The following is a 16309-nucleotide window of genomic DNA, read 5'->3' on the forward strand; positions in this document are numbered from 1 at the left end:
GTCTACTCGCCGCGCGAGATCGCGATCATCTCGTCGCGCGGGACGACCTTGATGCGCGCGCGCTCGTGCGGGGCACCGAGGGCGACCTCGTGCTCGTCGAGGCGGTGCCAGCCGTCGAGGTCGGTCCAGCGCACGCCGCGCTCCTCGAGCAGGGCGGGGATCGCCTCTTCTTCGGGGTGCGCGGGCTGCCACCACTCACCGGCGTCGTTGATGACGTGGCGCACCGTCTCCATGGCATCCGACTTGGTGTGCCCGATGAGGCCGACGGGGCCGCGCTTGATCCAGCCCGTGGCGTAGACGCCGGGCAGGCGCGAGTTCGAGTCGGCGGCGAGCACCTGGCCCTCGTGGTTGGGGATGACACCGTGCTTCTCGTCGAAGGGAACGCCTTTCAGCGGTGAGCCGAAGTAGCCGACGGCGCGGTACAGGGCCTGGATCGGCACCTCGCGGATCTCGCCGGTTCCGACGACACCGCCCTCGGCGTCGGGCCGGGTGCGCTCGTACCGGAACGCGGCGACCCGACCCGCGGCATCCTTGACGACCTCGACGGGCTTCGCCCAGAAGTGCAGGTGCAGGCGACGCGATGCTTCTCCGCCGGAGTTGTTCACGCCCGGGCGGGTGCGCCACTGCTGCAGCACACGGTCGATGACCTTGACCTGCTTGTTGGTCTGGATCGCGGCCAGGGACGCCTCGTCGTAGTCGAAGTCCTCGTCGTAGACGACCATGTCGACATCGCGCAGCTCGCCCAGTTCGCGCAGTTCGAGAGGGGTGAACTTCACTTGCGCGGGACCGCGGCGGCCGAAGACGTGCACGTCGGTGACGGGCGAGGCCTTGAGCCCCTGGTAGACGTTGTCGGGTACCTCGGTGGGCAGCAGGTCGTCGGCGTGCTTGGCCAGCATGCGGGTCACGTCGAGAGCGACGTTCCCGTTGCCGATGACGGCGACCGACTCCGCCTCGAGAGGCCACTCGCGCGGCACGTCGGGGTGGCCGTCGAACCAGCTGACGAAGTCGGCGGCGCCGTACGAGCCGTCGGCGTCGATGCCGGGGATGTCGAGGTCGGCGTCGCGGATCGCGCCGGTCGAGAAGATGACGGCGTTGTAGTGCTGCTTGAGGTCGTCGAGGGTGATGTCCTCGCCGAAGCGCACGTTGCCGAAGATGCGGATGTCACCGCGGTCGAGAACCTCGCGCAGCGCGGTGACGACGCCCTTGATGCGCGGGTGGTCGGGGGCGACGCCGTAGCGCACGAGACCGTAGGGCGCGGGCAGTTGCTCGAACAGGTCGATCGACACGTCGAACTGACGCTCGGACTTCAGCAGGATGTCGGCGGCGTAGATGCCGGCGGGACCGGCTCCGACGATGGCGAGGCGCAGCTTCGTCATGGGTTCCTCTCGATCGCGATCGGGGGGGGTGGGGCGGAAAGGGGTCAGGCCGAGCGATCGGCCACGGCGCGGGCGAAGCGCGTCAGCGCTTCGCGCACGGCACCGTCGGGAAGCGGTGCGAGGGCGTCGATCGCCTCTTGCGACCACTGGTGCGCGAGGCGCAGGGTCTCGTGCGTCGTGTCGTGCTCGCGGAGCTCGGCGAGCGCGCCGTCGAGCACAGAGGGGTCGGCTCCGGCGGCGATGCGTTGCTGGCCCTCGTCGATACGCGCACGAAGATCGGCGGATGCCGCGTCGGAACGGTGCCCGAGCAGCAGGTACGGCATGGTCGGCACGCCCGCGCGCAGGTCGGTTCCGGGGACCTTGCCCGTCTCGGAGGGATCGGGCGACAGGTCGATCACGTCGTCGAGCAGTTGGAAGGCCACACCGGCCTTCTCGCCGAAGACGACCATGGGCTCTTCGAACTCTTTCGGCGCACCGGAGTAGATGACGCCCGACTGCGCGGCGGCAGCGATCAGCGACCCCGTCTTGTCGGCGAGCACCTGGAGGTAGAAATCGACGGGCTCGTCGCCCTCTTGCGGCCCCACGGTCTCGTGCATCTGCCCGAGGACGAGGCGCTCGAAGGTGTCGGCCTGCAGCTGGATCGCTCGCTCACCGCGGCGGGCCATGAGCTGGCTGGCGCGGGCGAAGAGAAGGTCGCCGGTGAGGATGGCGATGTTGTTTCCCCACACCGTCTGCGCACTGGGCACACCGCGACGCTTGTCGGCGCCGTCCATGACGTCGTCGTGGTAGAGCGAACCGAGGTGGGTCAGCTCGAGGGCCGCGGCCACCTCGACGACCTCCTTGGTCGTGCCCTGACCGAGCTGCGCGGTGAGGATCGCGAGCATGGGGCGCACACGCTTGCCCCCGGCCTCGTAGAGGTAACGGGCGGTGACGTCGGCGAGCTTGTCGGCGCTGCGCACCTCGCCCTCGAGCTCGGTCTCGACACGCGCGAGTCCCGCCTCGACGGTGGAGAGGAGGGTACGCGAACGCAGGCCGGCGAAGATGCGGTCACTCAGGCCCAGCTTGCCCGACAGGCGGGTGCCGGCCGCGGGCGGTCTCGGGGTCACGGTTTCAGCCTATCCTGGCGCGCCGCAGGCCCGCCGACGGTATCTCGACGGTTGACAGGGGTTACGAAGCCGGACGGATGCCGCGATGCAGCGCGACGATGCCGAAGGTGAGGTTGCGGTAGGCCACGTCGTCCCACCCGGCGTCTCTCATCCATCCGGCCAACGTCGGCTGATCGGGCCAGTCGCGGATCGACTCGTTGAGGTAGTCGTAGGCCTCGGCGTTCGAGCTCACCGCCTTCGCGACGATCGGCAGGACCCGGTCGTTGTAGAAGCGGTACAAGCCGTTGAAGGCGCGGGACGGCGGGTGCGAGAACTCGCACACCACGATGCGACCGCCGGGGCGCGTGACGCGCCGCAACTCGCGCAGCGCTCGACGCGGGTCGATGACGTTGCGCAGGCCGAACGACATCGTCACGGCGTCGAACTCGCCGTCGGCGAAGGGCAGGTCGGTGGCGTCGGCCTGCACGAACTCGAGGTTCGGCACGTCTCCGTGACGGCGACGGCCCTCCTCGATCATGCCGCGCGAGAAGTCGGCGGCGACGACGTGCGCCCCGCTCGGCACGAATGCCATCGACGAGGTGCCGGTGCCGGCCGCGAGGTCGAGGATGCGCTCCCCGCGCTGCGGGGCGACCGCGCGCAAGGTCGCGACGCGCCAGAAGCGGTCGTTGCCGAGGCTCAGCACGGAGTTGGTGCGGTCGTATGCGGCCGCGACCTGGTCGAACATGCCACTGACACGCTGCGGGTCTTTGCCGAGGTCGGCGCGGTTGGGGTCGCTGCTCACCCGTCGATTCTAGGCGCGCGGGCTCGAGGGGTCTTCGGGGGTTGCCATGGCGGCGAGACGTTCGAGCCAGGGGCCGGTCACGTCGTCCGAGAATGGGGCCTCGCGCGCGAGCACACGGCGTTCGAGGTCGAGGGCGGTCGCCTCCAGGTGCGCGACGATCTGCGCGGGATAGCCGTACTGCACGCGATGCTCGTCCCACTCGTCGCGGTCGTCGATCCAGGTGCCCCGGTCGTCGGTGCGGCGGACGACGTCGAGATCCATGTCGATGCCGCGGGGCACGCCGTCGTCGTGCCACCGCACGTCCCACCCGAGGTCGATGTAGACGGCCACCGGGTGCGGGTCGGCGTTGTGCGTGAAGGCCCAGTCGCCCGTTGCGGGAACCAGCGTCACATTGGGTTGACGGCACACGAACTCGGCTCCGGGGCGGGCACTGCGCCACCCCACCTGCTGGCCGAACCACTCGCCCCACTGGTCGGAACCGAGGTACACGCTGTCCTGGACCCAGTGCGGCGAGCCGTCCCACTTGCGCCACTCGAACATCAGGCGGGTGCCGGGGGCGGGTCGAGGATCCATGCTCGGAGTCTAAAACGCGCTCGGGCGCCGGCGTCTCGCTCGACGCCGAAGCATCGCGGTGCCGCGTCCCTCCGGCCCGCCGGACGCGGGTCTACGCTGAAACACGTGCTGGAACCCGCGGAAGACGTCGTGCCGCGCCTGCGCGTGATCACGCGCGAGCTGCCCCCCATGGACGATGTCCTGGCCTACACCACCCCCTACGACCCCTTGTTCTGGAGTCGTCGCGGCGAGTCCCTCGCCGCCTTCGGCGACCTGCTCACGCTGCGCTACACCGGGGAGCAGCCCGGCGATGCCACCGTCTCGGAGCGCTGGCGTGCGATCGCGGCCGCGGCGGAGGTCGACGACCCCGTGCAGCTTCCCGGAACCGGTCTCGTGGCCTTCGGGTCGTTCGTGTTCGATCCGCAGTCCGAGCGCGAGAACGTCCTGCGCGTCCCCGGCATGATCGTCGGACGTCACAGCGGGCGTGCCTGGGTGACCCGCCTCGCTTTCGACGACACCCCCGACGAGCCCGAACCCGAGCTCCCACCCCGCTCCCCCTTCGGTCCGCACTGGTCCGCGACTCTCGGCCCGGGCCTGCAGACGGCGGAGGGATATCAGGATGCCGTCCGCCAGGGAATCGAGGCGATCGGTCGCCGCGAGGTGGGCAAGGTCGTCCTGGCGCGCGACATCACCGGAACCGTTCCCGCCGGCTCCGACCTGCGACGCCTCGTCCGCTCCCTCCTCGAGGGGTACCCGGACTGCTGGGTCTTCGCCGTCGACGGCCTGATCGGCGCGAGCCCCGAGACCCTCGTCACCGTCTCGGGCGGAACCGTCACCGCTCGCGTCCTCGCCGGCACCGTGGCGCGCGGCGGCGACGCCGACGCCGATGTCGCGGCATCCGTCGCTCTCGCCCGGAGCACGAAGGACCAGGACGAACACCGGTTCGCCGTGCAGAGCGTCTTGAAAGCCCTCGCTCCCCATACCTCGGCCCTGGCCGCCGCCGACGAGCCCTTCACTCTCAAACTCCCGAACGTCTGGCACCTCGCCACCGATGTCGAGGGCGAGCTGAGCGAGGATGCTTCGTCCCTCGACCTGCTCTCGGTCCTGCACCCGACGGCCGCGGTCGCGGGTACGCCCACCGCCGCGGCCATGGACGTCATCCGTCGCCTCGAGCCCTTCGACCGCGGCCGCTACGCCGGCGCGGTCGGCTGGACCGCTGCCTCGGGCGACGGCGAGTGGGCGATCGCTCTGCGATGCGCGCAGATCGATCGCGCCGCCCCCTCGTCGCCCACCGCGCCGATCACCGCCTACGCCGGAGCGGGCATCGTCGCCGACAGCGTGCCGGAGTCGGAGCTGCTCGAGACGCGCGTGAAGTTCCGCCCGATCGTGGAGGCGCTGGCCTGACTCAGGAGTTCGCGAGCCGCTGCTTCTCGACCTCGACGTCATAGTCTGCCGCGGGCCACTGCGGGTCGATGTCTTCGAGGGCGTCGATCAGCAACTGCTGAACGGCGAGGCGGGCGTACCACTTGCGGTCCGCAGGAACGACGTGCCAGGGAGCGATCGGCGTCGACGTGCGTTCGATCGCGACCTGGTACGCGTCCATGTAGGCGTCCCAGAGCTTTCGCTCATCGACGTCGGACGGGTTGTACTTCCAGTGCTTGTCGGGGCGCGCGAGCCGTTCGCCGAGGCGCTCGCGCTGCTCGTCCTTCGAGATGTGGAGCATGACCTTGACCACGCGGATGCCCATCTCGGCCGCCTGCGCTTCGAACGACACGATGGCGCCGTAGCGGCGCTCGATCTCCTCGGGCGGGGCGAGTTCGCGCACCCGTCCGATCAGCACGTCCTCGTAGTGGGATCGGTCGAAGACGCCGAGGCGACCGGCATCCGGCAACCGCTTCTCGATGCGCCAGAGGAAGTCGTGCTCGAGCTCTTCGGCGGTGGGCTTCTTGAACGAGGCAAGCTCCACGCCCTGCGGGTCGACCGCTCCGACGACGTGCCGCACGATCCCGCCCTTGCCGGCGGTGTCCATCGCCTGCAGCACGAGCAGCACCGAACCCGTGGCGGTTCCCGCGACGCTCTGCGCGAAGAGACGCTCCTGCAGTCCCTCGAGCGGTGCGCGGCCCGCCTCGAGGTCGGCTCGGCCGTCGTTCTTGTCGCCGTCGTAGCCGGGCGTCGAGCGGGGGTCGATGTCGACGAGGCGGAACCCGGGCTCCACCCGCAGGGCGTCGGCGGCGGGCATGGACCAGCGATTCTTCGAGCTCATAGGCTCATGCTGCCGCGGCATCCGGGATGATCGCCACCCGTTGACGGCCCGGATTCAGCGCGGGAGGGGGACCTCGATCAGCTGCCGGCCGCCGGTAGGGGCAGTCAGCACCTGGTCGAGTGCGACGCGCGTGGTACAGCGGTGGTACTCCCACCCGAAGGCGAGGGCGAGCTGCTCGAGACGGGCCGTGTGCGGGGTGTACTGCACGCGGGCCATCGCGTCGTCGCCGGCGACCTCGGCCACCTCGAGACCGTCGAAGATCGTGCCCCCGCCGTCGTTTCCGACGACGACCTGCAGGCGCGGTTCGGTCTCGCCGGGAGGCAGCATCAGCGCGCCGATGTCGTGGAGGAAGGCGAGATCGCCGAGCAGCAGGCGCGTCACACCGGGGCGCTCCTCGACCTGGCTGGCCAGAGCGACACCGGTGGCCGTCGCGATCGTCCCGTCGATGCCCCGCGAGCCCCCGGTTGGAGTGCACGGCGACCTTCTTGCCGCCGAGCACCTCGTCGGCGACACGCACGATGCGCGACGAACCGAAGACGAGACGGTCGTGCGGCCAGGTCGCCCGCCAGAGGGCGTCGACCAAGGCGGGGCGATCGAGGGGCGCGCGCATGACCTCGACCTCGGCGTTGATCGCCCCGAGCCGCTCGTGCGGTACGGCGGAGGCGAGTCCGTCGGCGTCGGGGGCGGGCGGCGAGAGGTCGACGGCGCGGGCGCGAGAGGCGCGCATCCACTCCCCCAGCCACGCGCGGTCGTTCTCGCCCGATCCGACGCGCACGGCGTCGACGGCCTGCGTCGTGCCGTTGAGGTTGACCGGTTCACCGGGTCCGCGCACCGCGAGCACCTCGACGTCGTCGCGCATGAGCAAACGGGTCACTTCGCGGCTGAGCGTGGGGCGCCCGAACACGACGACGCGTTCGACACGCCCGCCCAGCGCGGGGTCGTCCACGAGCGCTCGGTAGCCGTGCACGATCTGCCGCCCGAAGCGCGAACCGCTGACGATCTCGGCGATGAGGGGGAAGCCCCCGTCGTGGGCCACCTGCTCCGCGGCGGCGCCCGCATCGGCGCCCGCGATCACGACCGTCCGCGGCCCGGGCTCGATCACGTACGCCGCCTCGACCTCGGGCGCCACATCGGCCTCGCCGATGCCTCCGCCGCCCTGGTACAGCGCTCCGGATCCGTCGGCGTCATCCTCGGCGGGGTGAGCACCGGATGCCGCCCGCTCGGCCAACCACGACGGAGCCGCGCCCGCGAGCGGCTCGCGGAACGGCACGTTCAGGTGCACGGGGCCGGCTGCTCGAGCGCCCTCCCCGAGAGCCGCGGCGAGCGCGGAAGCCGCCACGGCGTCGAGCTCGGCCGTCTGCTCCGAGGTCGCGTCGCCGTCGATCACCGCGGGGACCGCGAGGTCGGCTTCGAGGCGGACGGCGGAGCGGAACAGCCCCGGCTGTCGAGTTGTCTGATTCGCACCCACGCCGCGGAGCTCGGGCGGTCGATCGGCGGTCAGTAGAAGCAGGGGCACCCCGGCGTGATGCGCCTCGAGAGCGGCCGGGACGAGGTTGGCCACGGCGGTGCCGGAGGTGCAGACCACGACCGCCGGCATCCCGGTCTCTCGTCCGATGCCGAGGGCGGTGAAGCCCGCGACGCGCTCGTCGATGCGCACGTGCAGGTGCACGAGTCCCTGGCGCTCGAGCTCGGCGGCGACCAACGCCAGGGCCTGGGAGCGCGATCCGGGGCTCACGACGAGGTGTCGGACGCCGCGCGAGACCAGCCCGGCGAGAAGGGCAGCAGCGGCGTCGGTGGCCGGCGCGGCCGCGCGCCGGGTGTCGAGGGGCATGGTTCAGCCGACGGCGCCGCGCTGATCGCGGGTGTCGTCGTCGCCCTTGCCGGGGGTGTCACCGGGGTCGGTCGTCTTCTTCGGCGGCTGCGGGTCGTCGGCCTCGGAATCGAGCTGTGACAGCTCTTCTTCGAGACGGCGGATCCGCTCGTCCTGCTCGGCGCGTGCCGACGCGGTCATGCGCCCCAGGAACTCGGGGTCGTCGTCGGGGGCGCGTCGCACGACCGTCTGGGTCGCGCGGCCTCGGCCGATCGCGAACCACAGGATGCCGCCGAGCACCGGAAGGAGGATGACGATCGCCAACCACGCGGGCTTGCTGACGCCGCGGTGACGAGCAGGGCTCTGCACGGCGCAATCCACGATCGTGTAGACCCAGAAGACGGTCGCCACGAGCGCCAGGATGAGAAGCAACCGTGCCATGACCCGATTCTACGTGCGCCGGCTGGGCAGCGGCCCGGAGCCGGCACGCGATCTTCCGCCGTCGAACGACCCGGGATGGGCGCCGAGGCGTCCGCCGTAGAATGAGGACATGCGTGCTCGTTCGGCCCTCGTCTACACGGTGCTGCGATTGCTCGCCTTCCTCGTGCCCCTCGGCATCCTGCTGCTGTTCCCGGTGTTCCAGGAGCTGCCGTGGCTCGCCGCGATCTTCGCCGCTCTGATCGGGTTGAGCCTGTCGACGCTGTTCCTGCGTCGTCCGCTCGACCAGGTCACCGGCGGTCTCGCCGAGCGACGCGCCCAGCGCACCGCGACCGGTCGCCGGACCGGCGCTCAGACCGACGCCGACGCCGAAGATGCGGTGGTCGATGCCACGCGCACCGACGTCGCCGAGGATCCGAGCGCGGCGGGCGAGGCTCCGCGCGGCTGATCGCCCCTCGAGGGTTTCGGCAGCCCGGTTCTCGCGCCGATGCCCGACGGCCGCTCCGCGCGAGGCGTCGTCAGACCGCGAACGCTGCGAACAGGATCGCGCCGTAGGCCACCGACGTGAAGCTCGTCACCTGGAGCGCCGTGATGAGCTCGCGCGGGACACGGTAGGTCCACACGATGAGGATCGCCGCGAGACCGCCGAGCAGGGGGATCCCCTCCAACCACGCCAGCGGGTACACCTGCGCCAGGAACGCAGCGATGCCGAAGGGCACCAGCACGAAGACCGTGAACAGCACCTGGGTCGCCCGCCGCCCGATGAGCACCGAGAGCGTGCGCTTTGCGGCGAGGCGGTCCTGGTCGATGTCGCGCAGATTGTTGGCCAGCAGCACGGCGCACGCGAGCAGACCCGCCGAGACCGCGCCGAACCACGCCTCCTGCGGCAGCGACAGCACCTGCAACCACGTCGTACCGAGGGTGGCGACGAGGCCGAAGAAGACGAAGACGAAGATCTCGCCCATCGCGTTGTAGCCGTACGGGCGTTTGCCGCCGGTGTAGAACCACGCGGCGACGATGCAGACGGCGCCCACCAGGAGGAGCCACCACTGCCCCGTCCGAATCACCAGGGCGAGCCCGATCACCGCGGCGAGCGCGAAGAACGACAGCGCGACGATCAGCACGGTCCGCGGCTTCGCCTTCTTCCCGCCGGTCAGGCGGCCCGGCCCGACGCGCACGTCGTCGGTGCCGCGAATGCCGTCCGAGTAGTCGTTCGCGTAGTTCACGCCGATCTGCAAGGCGAAGGCGACGGCCAGACAGGCGAGCGCGATGACCCAGTGCAGGTCGTCGTCGACGAGCGTGGCCGCTCCGGTACCGATCAGCACCGGGGTGATGGCGAGGGGCAGCGTGCGCAGGCGCGCCGCGGCGATCCAGTCGCGCGCGGTCGCCGGGGCGACGGCCTGCGGAGCACCCGTCTTCGCCTTCTGCGGGTTGCCGCCGGGACGACGCGTCTTGGCGGTGTTCGGACGCTTGCGAGACTGTGCTGCCACGAGGGGTCAGTCTAATCCCGCGGGTTCGGCGCGCCTTCGCCGACGAAGCGCCGCAGAGTCGCGCGGTCGGGCTTACCGGAGCGCAGCGTCGGGAGCTCGTCGACCGCGACGACGCGGGCCGGCCGCGCGGGCGCTCCGACGGCCACGCCGACGACCTCGCGGATCGTGGCGAGCAGGTCGTGTTCGCGGCCCGGCGCGATCCCGGGCACCACCACGGCGGACCCCTGCCCCCATGTCGCATCCGGGATCGGCACGACGACGGCGGATTCCAGTCCCGCGATGCCGCGCACGGCGGCTTCGACCCGGTCCAGCGAGACGTTGACGCCCCCCGAGACGATGACGTTGTCGAGACGACCGGTCACCTGCAGGACGCCGTGCACGATCTCGCCCCCGTCGCCCGTGCGGTACCAGCGGGTGCCGTCGACTCGGGGGAACACGGATGCCGTGCGCTCGGGATCGCCGAGGTACCCCTCGGCGAGAGTCGGTCCCGAAAGGCGTACCTCTCCGTCGACGATCGCCACGTCGACGCCGTCGAGGGGCACCCCGTCGTAGACGCACCCACCGCTGGTCTCGCTCGAGCCGTAGGTGCGCACGATGCGCGCCCCCACGGCCTCGGCACGCTCGCGTACCGAGGGGGCGAGTGCTTGCCCCCCGATGAGGATCGCCTCGAACGAACGCAGCGCCTGGGCGACGGTGGCGTCGTGCTCGGCGGCATCCAGGAGTCTTTGCAATTGCGCCGGAACGAGCGAGGTATAGCTGGGGACGCGGGCTCCGTCGAGGTGCGAGGCCATGCCGAGGGCTGCGGCGGCGAAGGGCTCCGGGCGGAAAGGGCCGGCGACGACCGCGGGCTCGCGATCGGCGAGGAGCGCCCGCACGATCACCTGGACGCCCGCGACGTAGCTCGCCGGGACCGCGAGCAGCCACGCGCCCTCCCCGATGCGGGCAGCCGTGGCGTACGCGCTGGCGATGAGGGCGTTGCGGCCGATCACGACCGACTTCGGCACGCCCGTCGAGCCCGAGGTCGTCACGACCGCGGCGGTACCCGGCGGGACCTCGCGGGGCAGGACCGCGCCGCCGAGGGCGACGGCCGGCCCGGCGCCGAGGACGGCCGCGCGCAACGCCCGCAGCACGTCGCGCGGGTCGTCGGATGCCGGCGGGTCGAGCCTCACGCGCGGGTCCCAGCGATCAGTAGTGCCACGGCACGTCGGACCAGTCGGGGTCTCGCTTCTCGAGGAAAGAGTCGCGGCCCTCGGCGGCTTCGTCGGTGCCGTAGGCGAGACGCGTGGCCTCGCCCGCGAAGAGCTGCTGGCCGACCAGGCCGTCGTCGACGGCGTTGAACGCGTACTTGAGCATGCGGATCGCGGTGGGCGACTTCGTCAGGATGGTCCGCGCCATCGACAGGGCTTCGCGCTCGAGATCCGCGTGGGGCACGACGCGGTTGACCGCGCCCATCTCGTAGGCGCGCTCGGCCGAGTACTCCTCGGCGAGGAAGAAGATCTCGCGCGCGAACTTCTGCCCGATCTGGCGCGCGAAGTACGCGGAGCCGTAGCCCGCGTCGAACGAGCCGACATCGGCATCCGTCTGCTTGAAACGGGCGTGCTCGGCGCTCGCGATCGAGAGGTCGCAGACGACGTTGAGCGAGTGCCCGCCTCCGGCGGCCCAGCCCGGAACCACGGCGATGACGACCTTCGGCATGAAACGGATGAGGCGCTGCACCTCGAGGATGTGCAGGCGTCCGGCGCGACCGGGATCGTGCACGGTGGTCTCGTCGGTCGAATACTTGTAGCCGTCGCGGCCGCGGATGCGCTGGTCGCCGCCGGAGCAGAACGCCCACCCGCCGTCCTTCGGGCTCGGACCGTTGCCGGTGAGCAGGACGACGCCGATGCGGTGGTCCTGGCGAGCGATGTCGAGGGCGCGGTACAGCTCGTCGACGGTGTGCGGCCGGAAGGCGTTGCGCACCTCGGGTCGGTCGAATGCGATGCGCGCGACGCGCCCATCGTGCGTCACGTGGGCGGTGATGTCGGTGTAGTCCGCGGCGCCGGGCGCCAGGGTCCATTCCGCGGGATCGAAGAGCTCGGAGACGGTCACGTGATCAGCCTAGAACGGCGTGCGTCGTGGTGGCCCGCACGTTCCCCGCGCACCCAACGCAATTTGTCTCCGCAGGGTCACGCAAATTATTGCGCCACCCACCTCGCGCACTACCGCGCGAATTAAAGCGGCGAAGAGGTCGTCGAGCAAATAACATGAGACGTAGACGCAAGAAGGGGTCATCATGAAAGACAAGTACGTGATCCCCCGACTCGACTTCGGATCCGAACTGGTGGCCACGCTGTTCGAGATAGAACGGCTGCGGGCCGATATCGGAACGGGTGACACACCGTACGACACCTACGTGGAACTCCATCGGCTGTTCGACTTCGTCATGAGTGTCGTCTCCGCGCGCATCGAAGGCAACCACACCACGGTGTACGAGGCGATCGAGCGAGCAGACTCGCGGTCGGACCCGCAGCGCGAGATCACGAACATTGCCGCGGCGGTGCGATTCATCGACGGTCTCGATGCTCACGCACCGCTTACCCATGCCTTCGTCCGTGAGCTGCACCTCCGAGTGGTGGACGGTCTCATCCGAGAAGGTGACCCCACTCCCGGCTCATATCGAGACCGGGAGGTCGCGATCACCGAGTCGGCGCACAGACCACCCAGTTGGGTCACCGTACACGCCGAGATGAGCTCCCTGCTCGACTTCGCCAACGACGACCGCCCGCTGCACGAGCAGATGCTCCAGATCGCCATCGCGCACCATCGGTTTGTATGGATCCACCCGTTCCGTAACGGCAACGGCCGAGTCTCCCGCCTCTTCACATATGCGATGCTCCGAAAAACGATCTTCGCGACGCGTGGCTACAGCGCGCTGAACCCCACGGCCGTGTTCGGCAACGATCGCGACGCGTACATTTCCGCGCTTGAAGCGGCCGATGATCTGAGTGATGCAGGAACCGTCGTGTGGGCGGAGTTCTTCGTCCGCGGCATCGGAGATGATGTTTCACGGCTCGTCGATCTCCAGCGCCATGCCTTCGTCATCGGCGAAGTGGTCGGCCCCGCTCTAGACAGCATGCGAAGAGATGGGTTGATCGCAGCGCAGGAGCACGACGCGCTCCGCATCGCGCTGGAACAGGGCGTGATCAAGTCCGGTGACATCGAACACGTCGTGCCCGGATCCCCCTCCCACCGTTCGCGATTCATTAGGGGGTTACGTGACAGAAACCTGCTGCAACAGGCGGAGGAGGGGCCGCGCTTCTACCGACTCTCTTTGGCGCGCGGCCCCATCGCCATACGCCTCATTCGGCGACTCGACACTCTCGGATATCTGCCTCGTATGCTCGCGGACGACTGACCGAGAAGCGTTGCTCACGGAAGCGCCGGCGCGTAGCCTGAACGACCCGACGATCGGAGTCATCATGGCGAAGAAGGTGTCGATACTGGGCCGCATCCGCGAGTACTTCCTCGGAGCGCCCGCACACGAGCAGTCCGAGGACGCGCGGCGGTCGCTGAACCACCAGAGCGAGACCGCGTACTACAAGGGCGAGGCCGCGAAGAACTGGACGGGGACGTCCGGAGGCGCGCAGTTCAAGCCGTGACCGCGACGGCGCCCCGACATCGCCGGGGCGCCGTCGTCGTCACGCGTTCTTGCTGTCGCGCCAGCGCAGCCAGCGCTCGACGAGCGAGTAGTCCCAGTCCGGACCGCCGAAGCCGAGGGTGAACAGGCGCGTGCCGGCGTCGTAGAGGGCGTCGGCGACGTCTTCGTCGCGGTCCTTCAGCTCGTTCGAGACGACGAGGCCCGACAGGTCGCGCTGCTCGGCCTCGGCCCACTTCTCGATCACCCCGAACTTGTGCGGCAGCTCGTCGGGGGTGACGAAGCTGTGCCAGATGTCGGCGTGACGGGCGACGATGCGCAGGGTCTTCTGCTCGCCCTTGCCGCCGATCATGACGGGGATCTTGCGGGTGGGCGCCGGGTTGAGCTTGCCCCACCGCGCGACGACCCGGTCGAGGTCGGTCGCCAGGGCGTTGAGCCGCGAACCGGCGGTGCCGAAGTCGTAGCCGTACTCGTCGTAATCGCGCTGGAACCAGCCCGAGCCGGTGCCGAAGACGAAGCGACCCGTGTCGCCGCCCTTCTTGCTGATGTGGTCGACGGTGCGGGCCATGTCGGCCTGCAGGTCGGGATTGCGGTAGCTGTTGCAGTTGACGAGCGCGCCGAACTCGACGCGCTCGGTCTGCTCGGCCCAGGCGGAGAGCATGGTCCACGACTCGAAGTGCTCGCCCTCGGGGTCACCGTAGAGGGGATAGAAGTGGTCCCAATTGAACAGGACGTCGACGCCCATCTCTTCCAGACGGAGGACGGCGTCGCGGATGTCGGAATACTGCACGTGCTGCGGCTGGATCTGCACGCCGAGCCGGACGGGGGTATCGAAGAGCATGGCGTCAGCCTATGCCCGTGCCCGTGCGCCGGGACGGGTGGACCGCGGGGTCGATCGCACGTAGCGTGGAGGGCTACCGACGATCGGAGTCACCATGACGAAGAACGTGTCGAAGCTCGCGCGGCTGCGCGACTACCTCTTCGGTCCGCGCCGCACGCACGAGCAGGCTGAGAACGCTCGGCAATCGCTCGATTCGCAGAAGGACCTATCGTCCTACACGGTCGAGCGCCAGACGTCCTGGTTCGGCGGGTTCGGCGGCTTCGGACCGCGCTGAGCGGCAGGATGAGGGCATGAGCACCGTCGCCCTCCCCCCGCTCTCCGACATCCTCGCGTCGGCGCGCGTCGTCTCTCTTCCGCTCGCCGCCCGCTTCCGGGGGATCGAGACGCGAGAGGCGCTCCTGTTCGAGGGGCCCCAGGGCTGGGCGGAGTTCTCGCCGTTCGTCGAGTACGCCGACGTCGAGGCCGCGACCTGGCTCGCCGGAGCCATCGACTTCGGGTGGCGTCCGTCACCGCCCGCCGTGCGCGACCTCGTGGCCGTCAACGCCACCATGCCCGCTGTCGCGGCATCCGAGGTGCCGAGGATCCTCGCCCGCTACGACGGATGCCGCACGGTCAAGGTCAAGGTCGCCGAGGCGGGCCAGACGCTCGCCGACGACGTCGCGCGCGTACGAGCGGTCCGCGAGGCGATGGGCCCCGAGGGGCGGGTGCGCGTCGACGCCAACGGCGCGTGGAACGTCGACGAGGCCGAGCGCGCCATCCACGCATTGGCGGAATTCGATCTCGAGTACGTCGAGCAGCCGTGCGCCGAGGTCGACGAGCTGGCCGAGCTTCGCGAGCGGGTCGGCTACCTCGACATCCCGATCGCGGCCGACGAGAGCGTGCGCAAGGCCGCCGATCCTCTTCGGGTGGCCCGCGCGGGCGCCGCCGATCTGCTCGTCATCAAGGCCCAGCCTCTCGGCGGCGTGCACGCAGCTAGAGAAATCGTCGCGCACGCGGGGCTCCCGGCCGTCGTCTCCAGCGCGCTCGACACGTCGATCGGTCTGTCGATGGGCGTGGCTCTTGCGGCCTCGTTGCCCGACCTCGACTACGACTGCGGCCTCGGCACCGCCGCGCTGTTCACGGCCGACGTCGTGGCATCCCCTCTTGTTGCGCGCGACGGGGTGCTGTCGCTCGAGCGTCCCCGCCCGCGAAGCGCCGATCTCGACCGGGTGGAGGCGAGCGAGGAACGTCGCGACTGGTGGATGGATCGCCTGCGTCGCTGCTACGCGCTCGTCGAGGTCACTCGAGGATGAGTCGCACGATCTGCGCGAGCCTCTCCCCGAGCTGAGCGCGCGAGGCGGAGGGAGACGTCCCCGTCATGACGGCGGTCTCGGCCGTCGAGATCCATGCCGACAGCAGAAGCTCGGTCGCGGCGTCGGCCGGCAGTCGAAGGGTCAGTCCCCGCGCCTCGGCGATGTCGCGGACGAGTTGCGTGACGCTCTCGCACAGCGCGCCGTTCGACGAGAGATAGGCGGCGGCGAACTCCGGGTTGCGCAGCGCCTGCACGCGCGTCTCGGCGCCCAGCAGAACGTCGAGCCGGTCTTCTCCCGCGACCTCGAGCACCTCCTGCACGAGATGCAGGACCTCGCCCGCGGCATCCAGGCCCCGGTCCTCGATCGAGGTGACGCGCTCGCGCACGGCGGCGATCGTCGACTCGGCGGAGCGCGCGCACAGGGCGAGGAAGAGCTCTTCTTTCGAGGCGAAGTTCGAGTAGAAGGCGCCGCGCGTGAAGCCGGCCCGGTCGCAGATCGCCTCCACCGAGGCTGCGTCGATGCCGACCTCGGCGAACATCTCGGCGGCGGCGTCCATGAGACGCGTGCGGGTGTTCTCGCGTCGTCGCGAGGGGGCGGGGGCGGTGTCGGTCATCCGCGTCTCCTGTTCTAGGTGGACGTCCAGCCGGGGTCCCACCCACGAGGTCTACGATACATTGATGTATCCGATACGGTGATGTATCGACTCGTTCACCGATCGTGGGAGCC

General features: G+C 70.1%; 17 protein-coding genes and 1 pseudogene. 6 read left to right on the plus strand and 12 right to left on the minus strand.

All coding sequences use genetic code 11. The annotated features are described in order from the left end of the window. Positions 1-2 precede the first annotated feature (2 nt). The 4 genes from QE416_RS02020 to QE416_RS02035 form a co-directional block, all read right to left on the minus strand. Positions 3-1376 carry an FAD-dependent oxidoreductase gene (locus tag QE416_RS02020; protein ID WP_210073164.1) on the minus strand — a complete coding sequence of 458 codons (1374 nt, stop codon included), beginning with the start codon at positions 1374-1376 and terminating at the stop codon, positions 3-5. A gap of 44 nt (positions 1377-1420) precedes the next feature. Beyond that, the gene (locus QE416_RS02025) at positions 1421-2482 is read right to left on the minus strand and encodes a polyprenyl synthetase family protein (protein WP_307313058.1); all 1062 of its coding nucleotides are present in this window, start codon (positions 2480-2482) and stop codon (positions 1421-1423) included. A 61-nt stretch (positions 2483-2543) separates the two neighbouring features. After that, positions 2544-3263: a demethylmenaquinone methyltransferase gene (locus tag QE416_RS02030; RefSeq protein ID WP_267788016.1), complete on the minus strand. Its 720-nt coding sequence runs from the start codon at positions 3261-3263 to the stop codon at positions 2544-2546. A gap of 9 nt (positions 3264-3272) precedes the next feature. After that, a complete protein-coding gene (locus tag QE416_RS02035; RefSeq protein ID WP_267788018.1) occupies positions 3273-3836 on the minus strand; it encodes a DUF402 domain-containing protein in 564 nt (187 codons plus the stop codon). 168 nt (positions 3837-4004) lie between these two features. Between QE416_RS02035 and QE416_RS02040 the strand changes: the two genes are divergently transcribed. Continuing rightward, positions 4005-5219, plus strand: coding sequence for an isochorismate synthase MenF (locus QE416_RS02040; protein WP_210074136.1), 1215 nt, complete (start codon positions 4005-4007; stop codon positions 5217-5219). Between the two features lies 1 nt (position 5220). Here the strand turns inward: QE416_RS02040 and QE416_RS02045 are convergent, their stop codons facing one another. The 3 genes and pseudogenes from QE416_RS02045 to QE416_RS02055 form a co-directional block, all read right to left on the minus strand. After that, complete coding sequence (locus QE416_RS02045; protein ID WP_307313059.1) at positions 5221-6078, minus strand: polyphosphate kinase 2 family protein; 858 nt, start codon at positions 6076-6078, stop codon at positions 5221-5223. Between the two features lie 54 nt (positions 6079-6132). Beyond that, positions 6133-7909: pseudogene (gene menD, locus QE416_RS02050) on the minus strand (2-succinyl-5-enolpyruvyl-6-hydroxy-3-cyclohexene-1-carboxylic-acid synthase). 3 nt (positions 7910-7912) lie between these two features. Continuing rightward, positions 7913-8329 carry a PLD nuclease N-terminal domain-containing protein gene (locus QE416_RS02055; RefSeq protein WP_210073152.1) on the minus strand — a complete coding sequence of 139 codons (417 nt, stop codon included), beginning with the start codon at positions 8327-8329 and terminating at the stop codon, positions 7913-7915. A 109-nt stretch (positions 8330-8438) separates the two neighbouring features. Here QE416_RS02055 and QE416_RS02060 point away from each other — a divergent pair, with 109 nt between their 5' ends. After that, on the plus strand, positions 8439-8774 hold the full coding sequence (locus tag QE416_RS02060; RefSeq protein ID WP_210073150.1) for a DUF4229 domain-containing protein: 336 nt from the start codon (positions 8439-8441) through the stop codon (positions 8772-8774). A 70-nt stretch (positions 8775-8844) separates the two neighbouring features. Here the strand turns inward: QE416_RS02060 and QE416_RS02065 are convergent, their stop codons facing one another. From QE416_RS02065 to QE416_RS02075, 3 genes are read right to left on the minus strand one after another with little or no spacing between them, the layout of a single operon-like run. After that, positions 8845-9816 carry a 1,4-dihydroxy-2-naphthoate polyprenyltransferase gene (locus tag QE416_RS02065; protein ID WP_307313062.1) on the minus strand — a complete coding sequence of 324 codons (972 nt, stop codon included), beginning with the start codon at positions 9814-9816 and terminating at the stop codon, positions 8845-8847. Positions 9817-9827: 11 nt separating this feature from the next. Further along, the gene (locus tag QE416_RS02070; RefSeq protein ID WP_307313064.1) at positions 9828-10985 is read right to left on the minus strand and encodes an AMP-binding protein; all 1158 of its coding nucleotides are present in this window, start codon (positions 10983-10985) and stop codon (positions 9828-9830) included. Positions 10986-11001: 16 nt separating this feature from the next. After that, positions 11002-11904, minus strand: coding sequence for a 1,4-dihydroxy-2-naphthoyl-CoA synthase (locus tag QE416_RS02075; RefSeq protein WP_307313066.1), 903 nt, complete (start codon positions 11902-11904; stop codon positions 11002-11004). Between the two features lie 184 nt (positions 11905-12088). Between QE416_RS02075 and QE416_RS02080 the strand changes: the two genes are divergently transcribed. Both QE416_RS02080 and QE416_RS02085 read left to right on the plus strand, forming a co-directional pair. Further along, complete coding sequence (locus QE416_RS02080; protein ID WP_307313067.1) at positions 12089-13210, plus strand: Fic family protein; 1122 nt, start codon at positions 12089-12091, stop codon at positions 13208-13210. 64 nt (positions 13211-13274) lie between these two features. Next, positions 13275-13454: a hypothetical protein gene (locus QE416_RS02085; RefSeq protein WP_307313068.1), complete on the plus strand. Its 180-nt coding sequence runs from the start codon at positions 13275-13277 to the stop codon at positions 13452-13454. A 39-nt stretch (positions 13455-13493) separates the two neighbouring features. Here the strand turns inward: QE416_RS02085 and QE416_RS02090 are convergent, their stop codons facing one another. Then, positions 13494-14291 (minus strand): LLM class F420-dependent oxidoreductase, encoded by a 798-nt coding sequence (locus QE416_RS02090; protein ID WP_307313070.1) that lies wholly within the window; start codon positions 14289-14291, stop codon positions 13494-13496. 94 nt (positions 14292-14385) lie between these two features. Between QE416_RS02090 and QE416_RS02095 the strand changes: the two genes are divergently transcribed. Beyond that, positions 14386-14565 (plus strand): hypothetical protein, encoded by a 180-nt coding sequence (locus QE416_RS02095; RefSeq protein WP_267788030.1) that lies wholly within the window; start codon positions 14386-14388, stop codon positions 14563-14565. A gap of 16 nt (positions 14566-14581) precedes the next feature. After that, positions 14582-15583, plus strand: a complete 1002-nt coding sequence (locus QE416_RS02100; RefSeq protein WP_307313072.1) for an o-succinylbenzoate synthase — start codon at positions 14582-14584, stop codon at positions 15581-15583. On the opposite strand, the gene QE416_RS02105 is transcribed toward QE416_RS02100, so the two are convergent. Further along, complete coding sequence (locus tag QE416_RS02105; protein WP_307313074.1) at positions 15570-16196, minus strand: TetR/AcrR family transcriptional regulator; 627 nt, start codon at positions 16194-16196, stop codon at positions 15570-15572. The two genes, QE416_RS02100 and QE416_RS02105, sit on opposite strands and share 14 nt — an antisense overlap. Positions 16197-16309 lie beyond the last annotated feature (113 nt).

This window comes from Microbacterium sp. SORGH_AS_0421 (assembly GCF_030818635.1).
GTDB lineage: Bacteria > Actinomycetota > Actinomycetes > Actinomycetales > Microbacteriaceae > Microbacterium.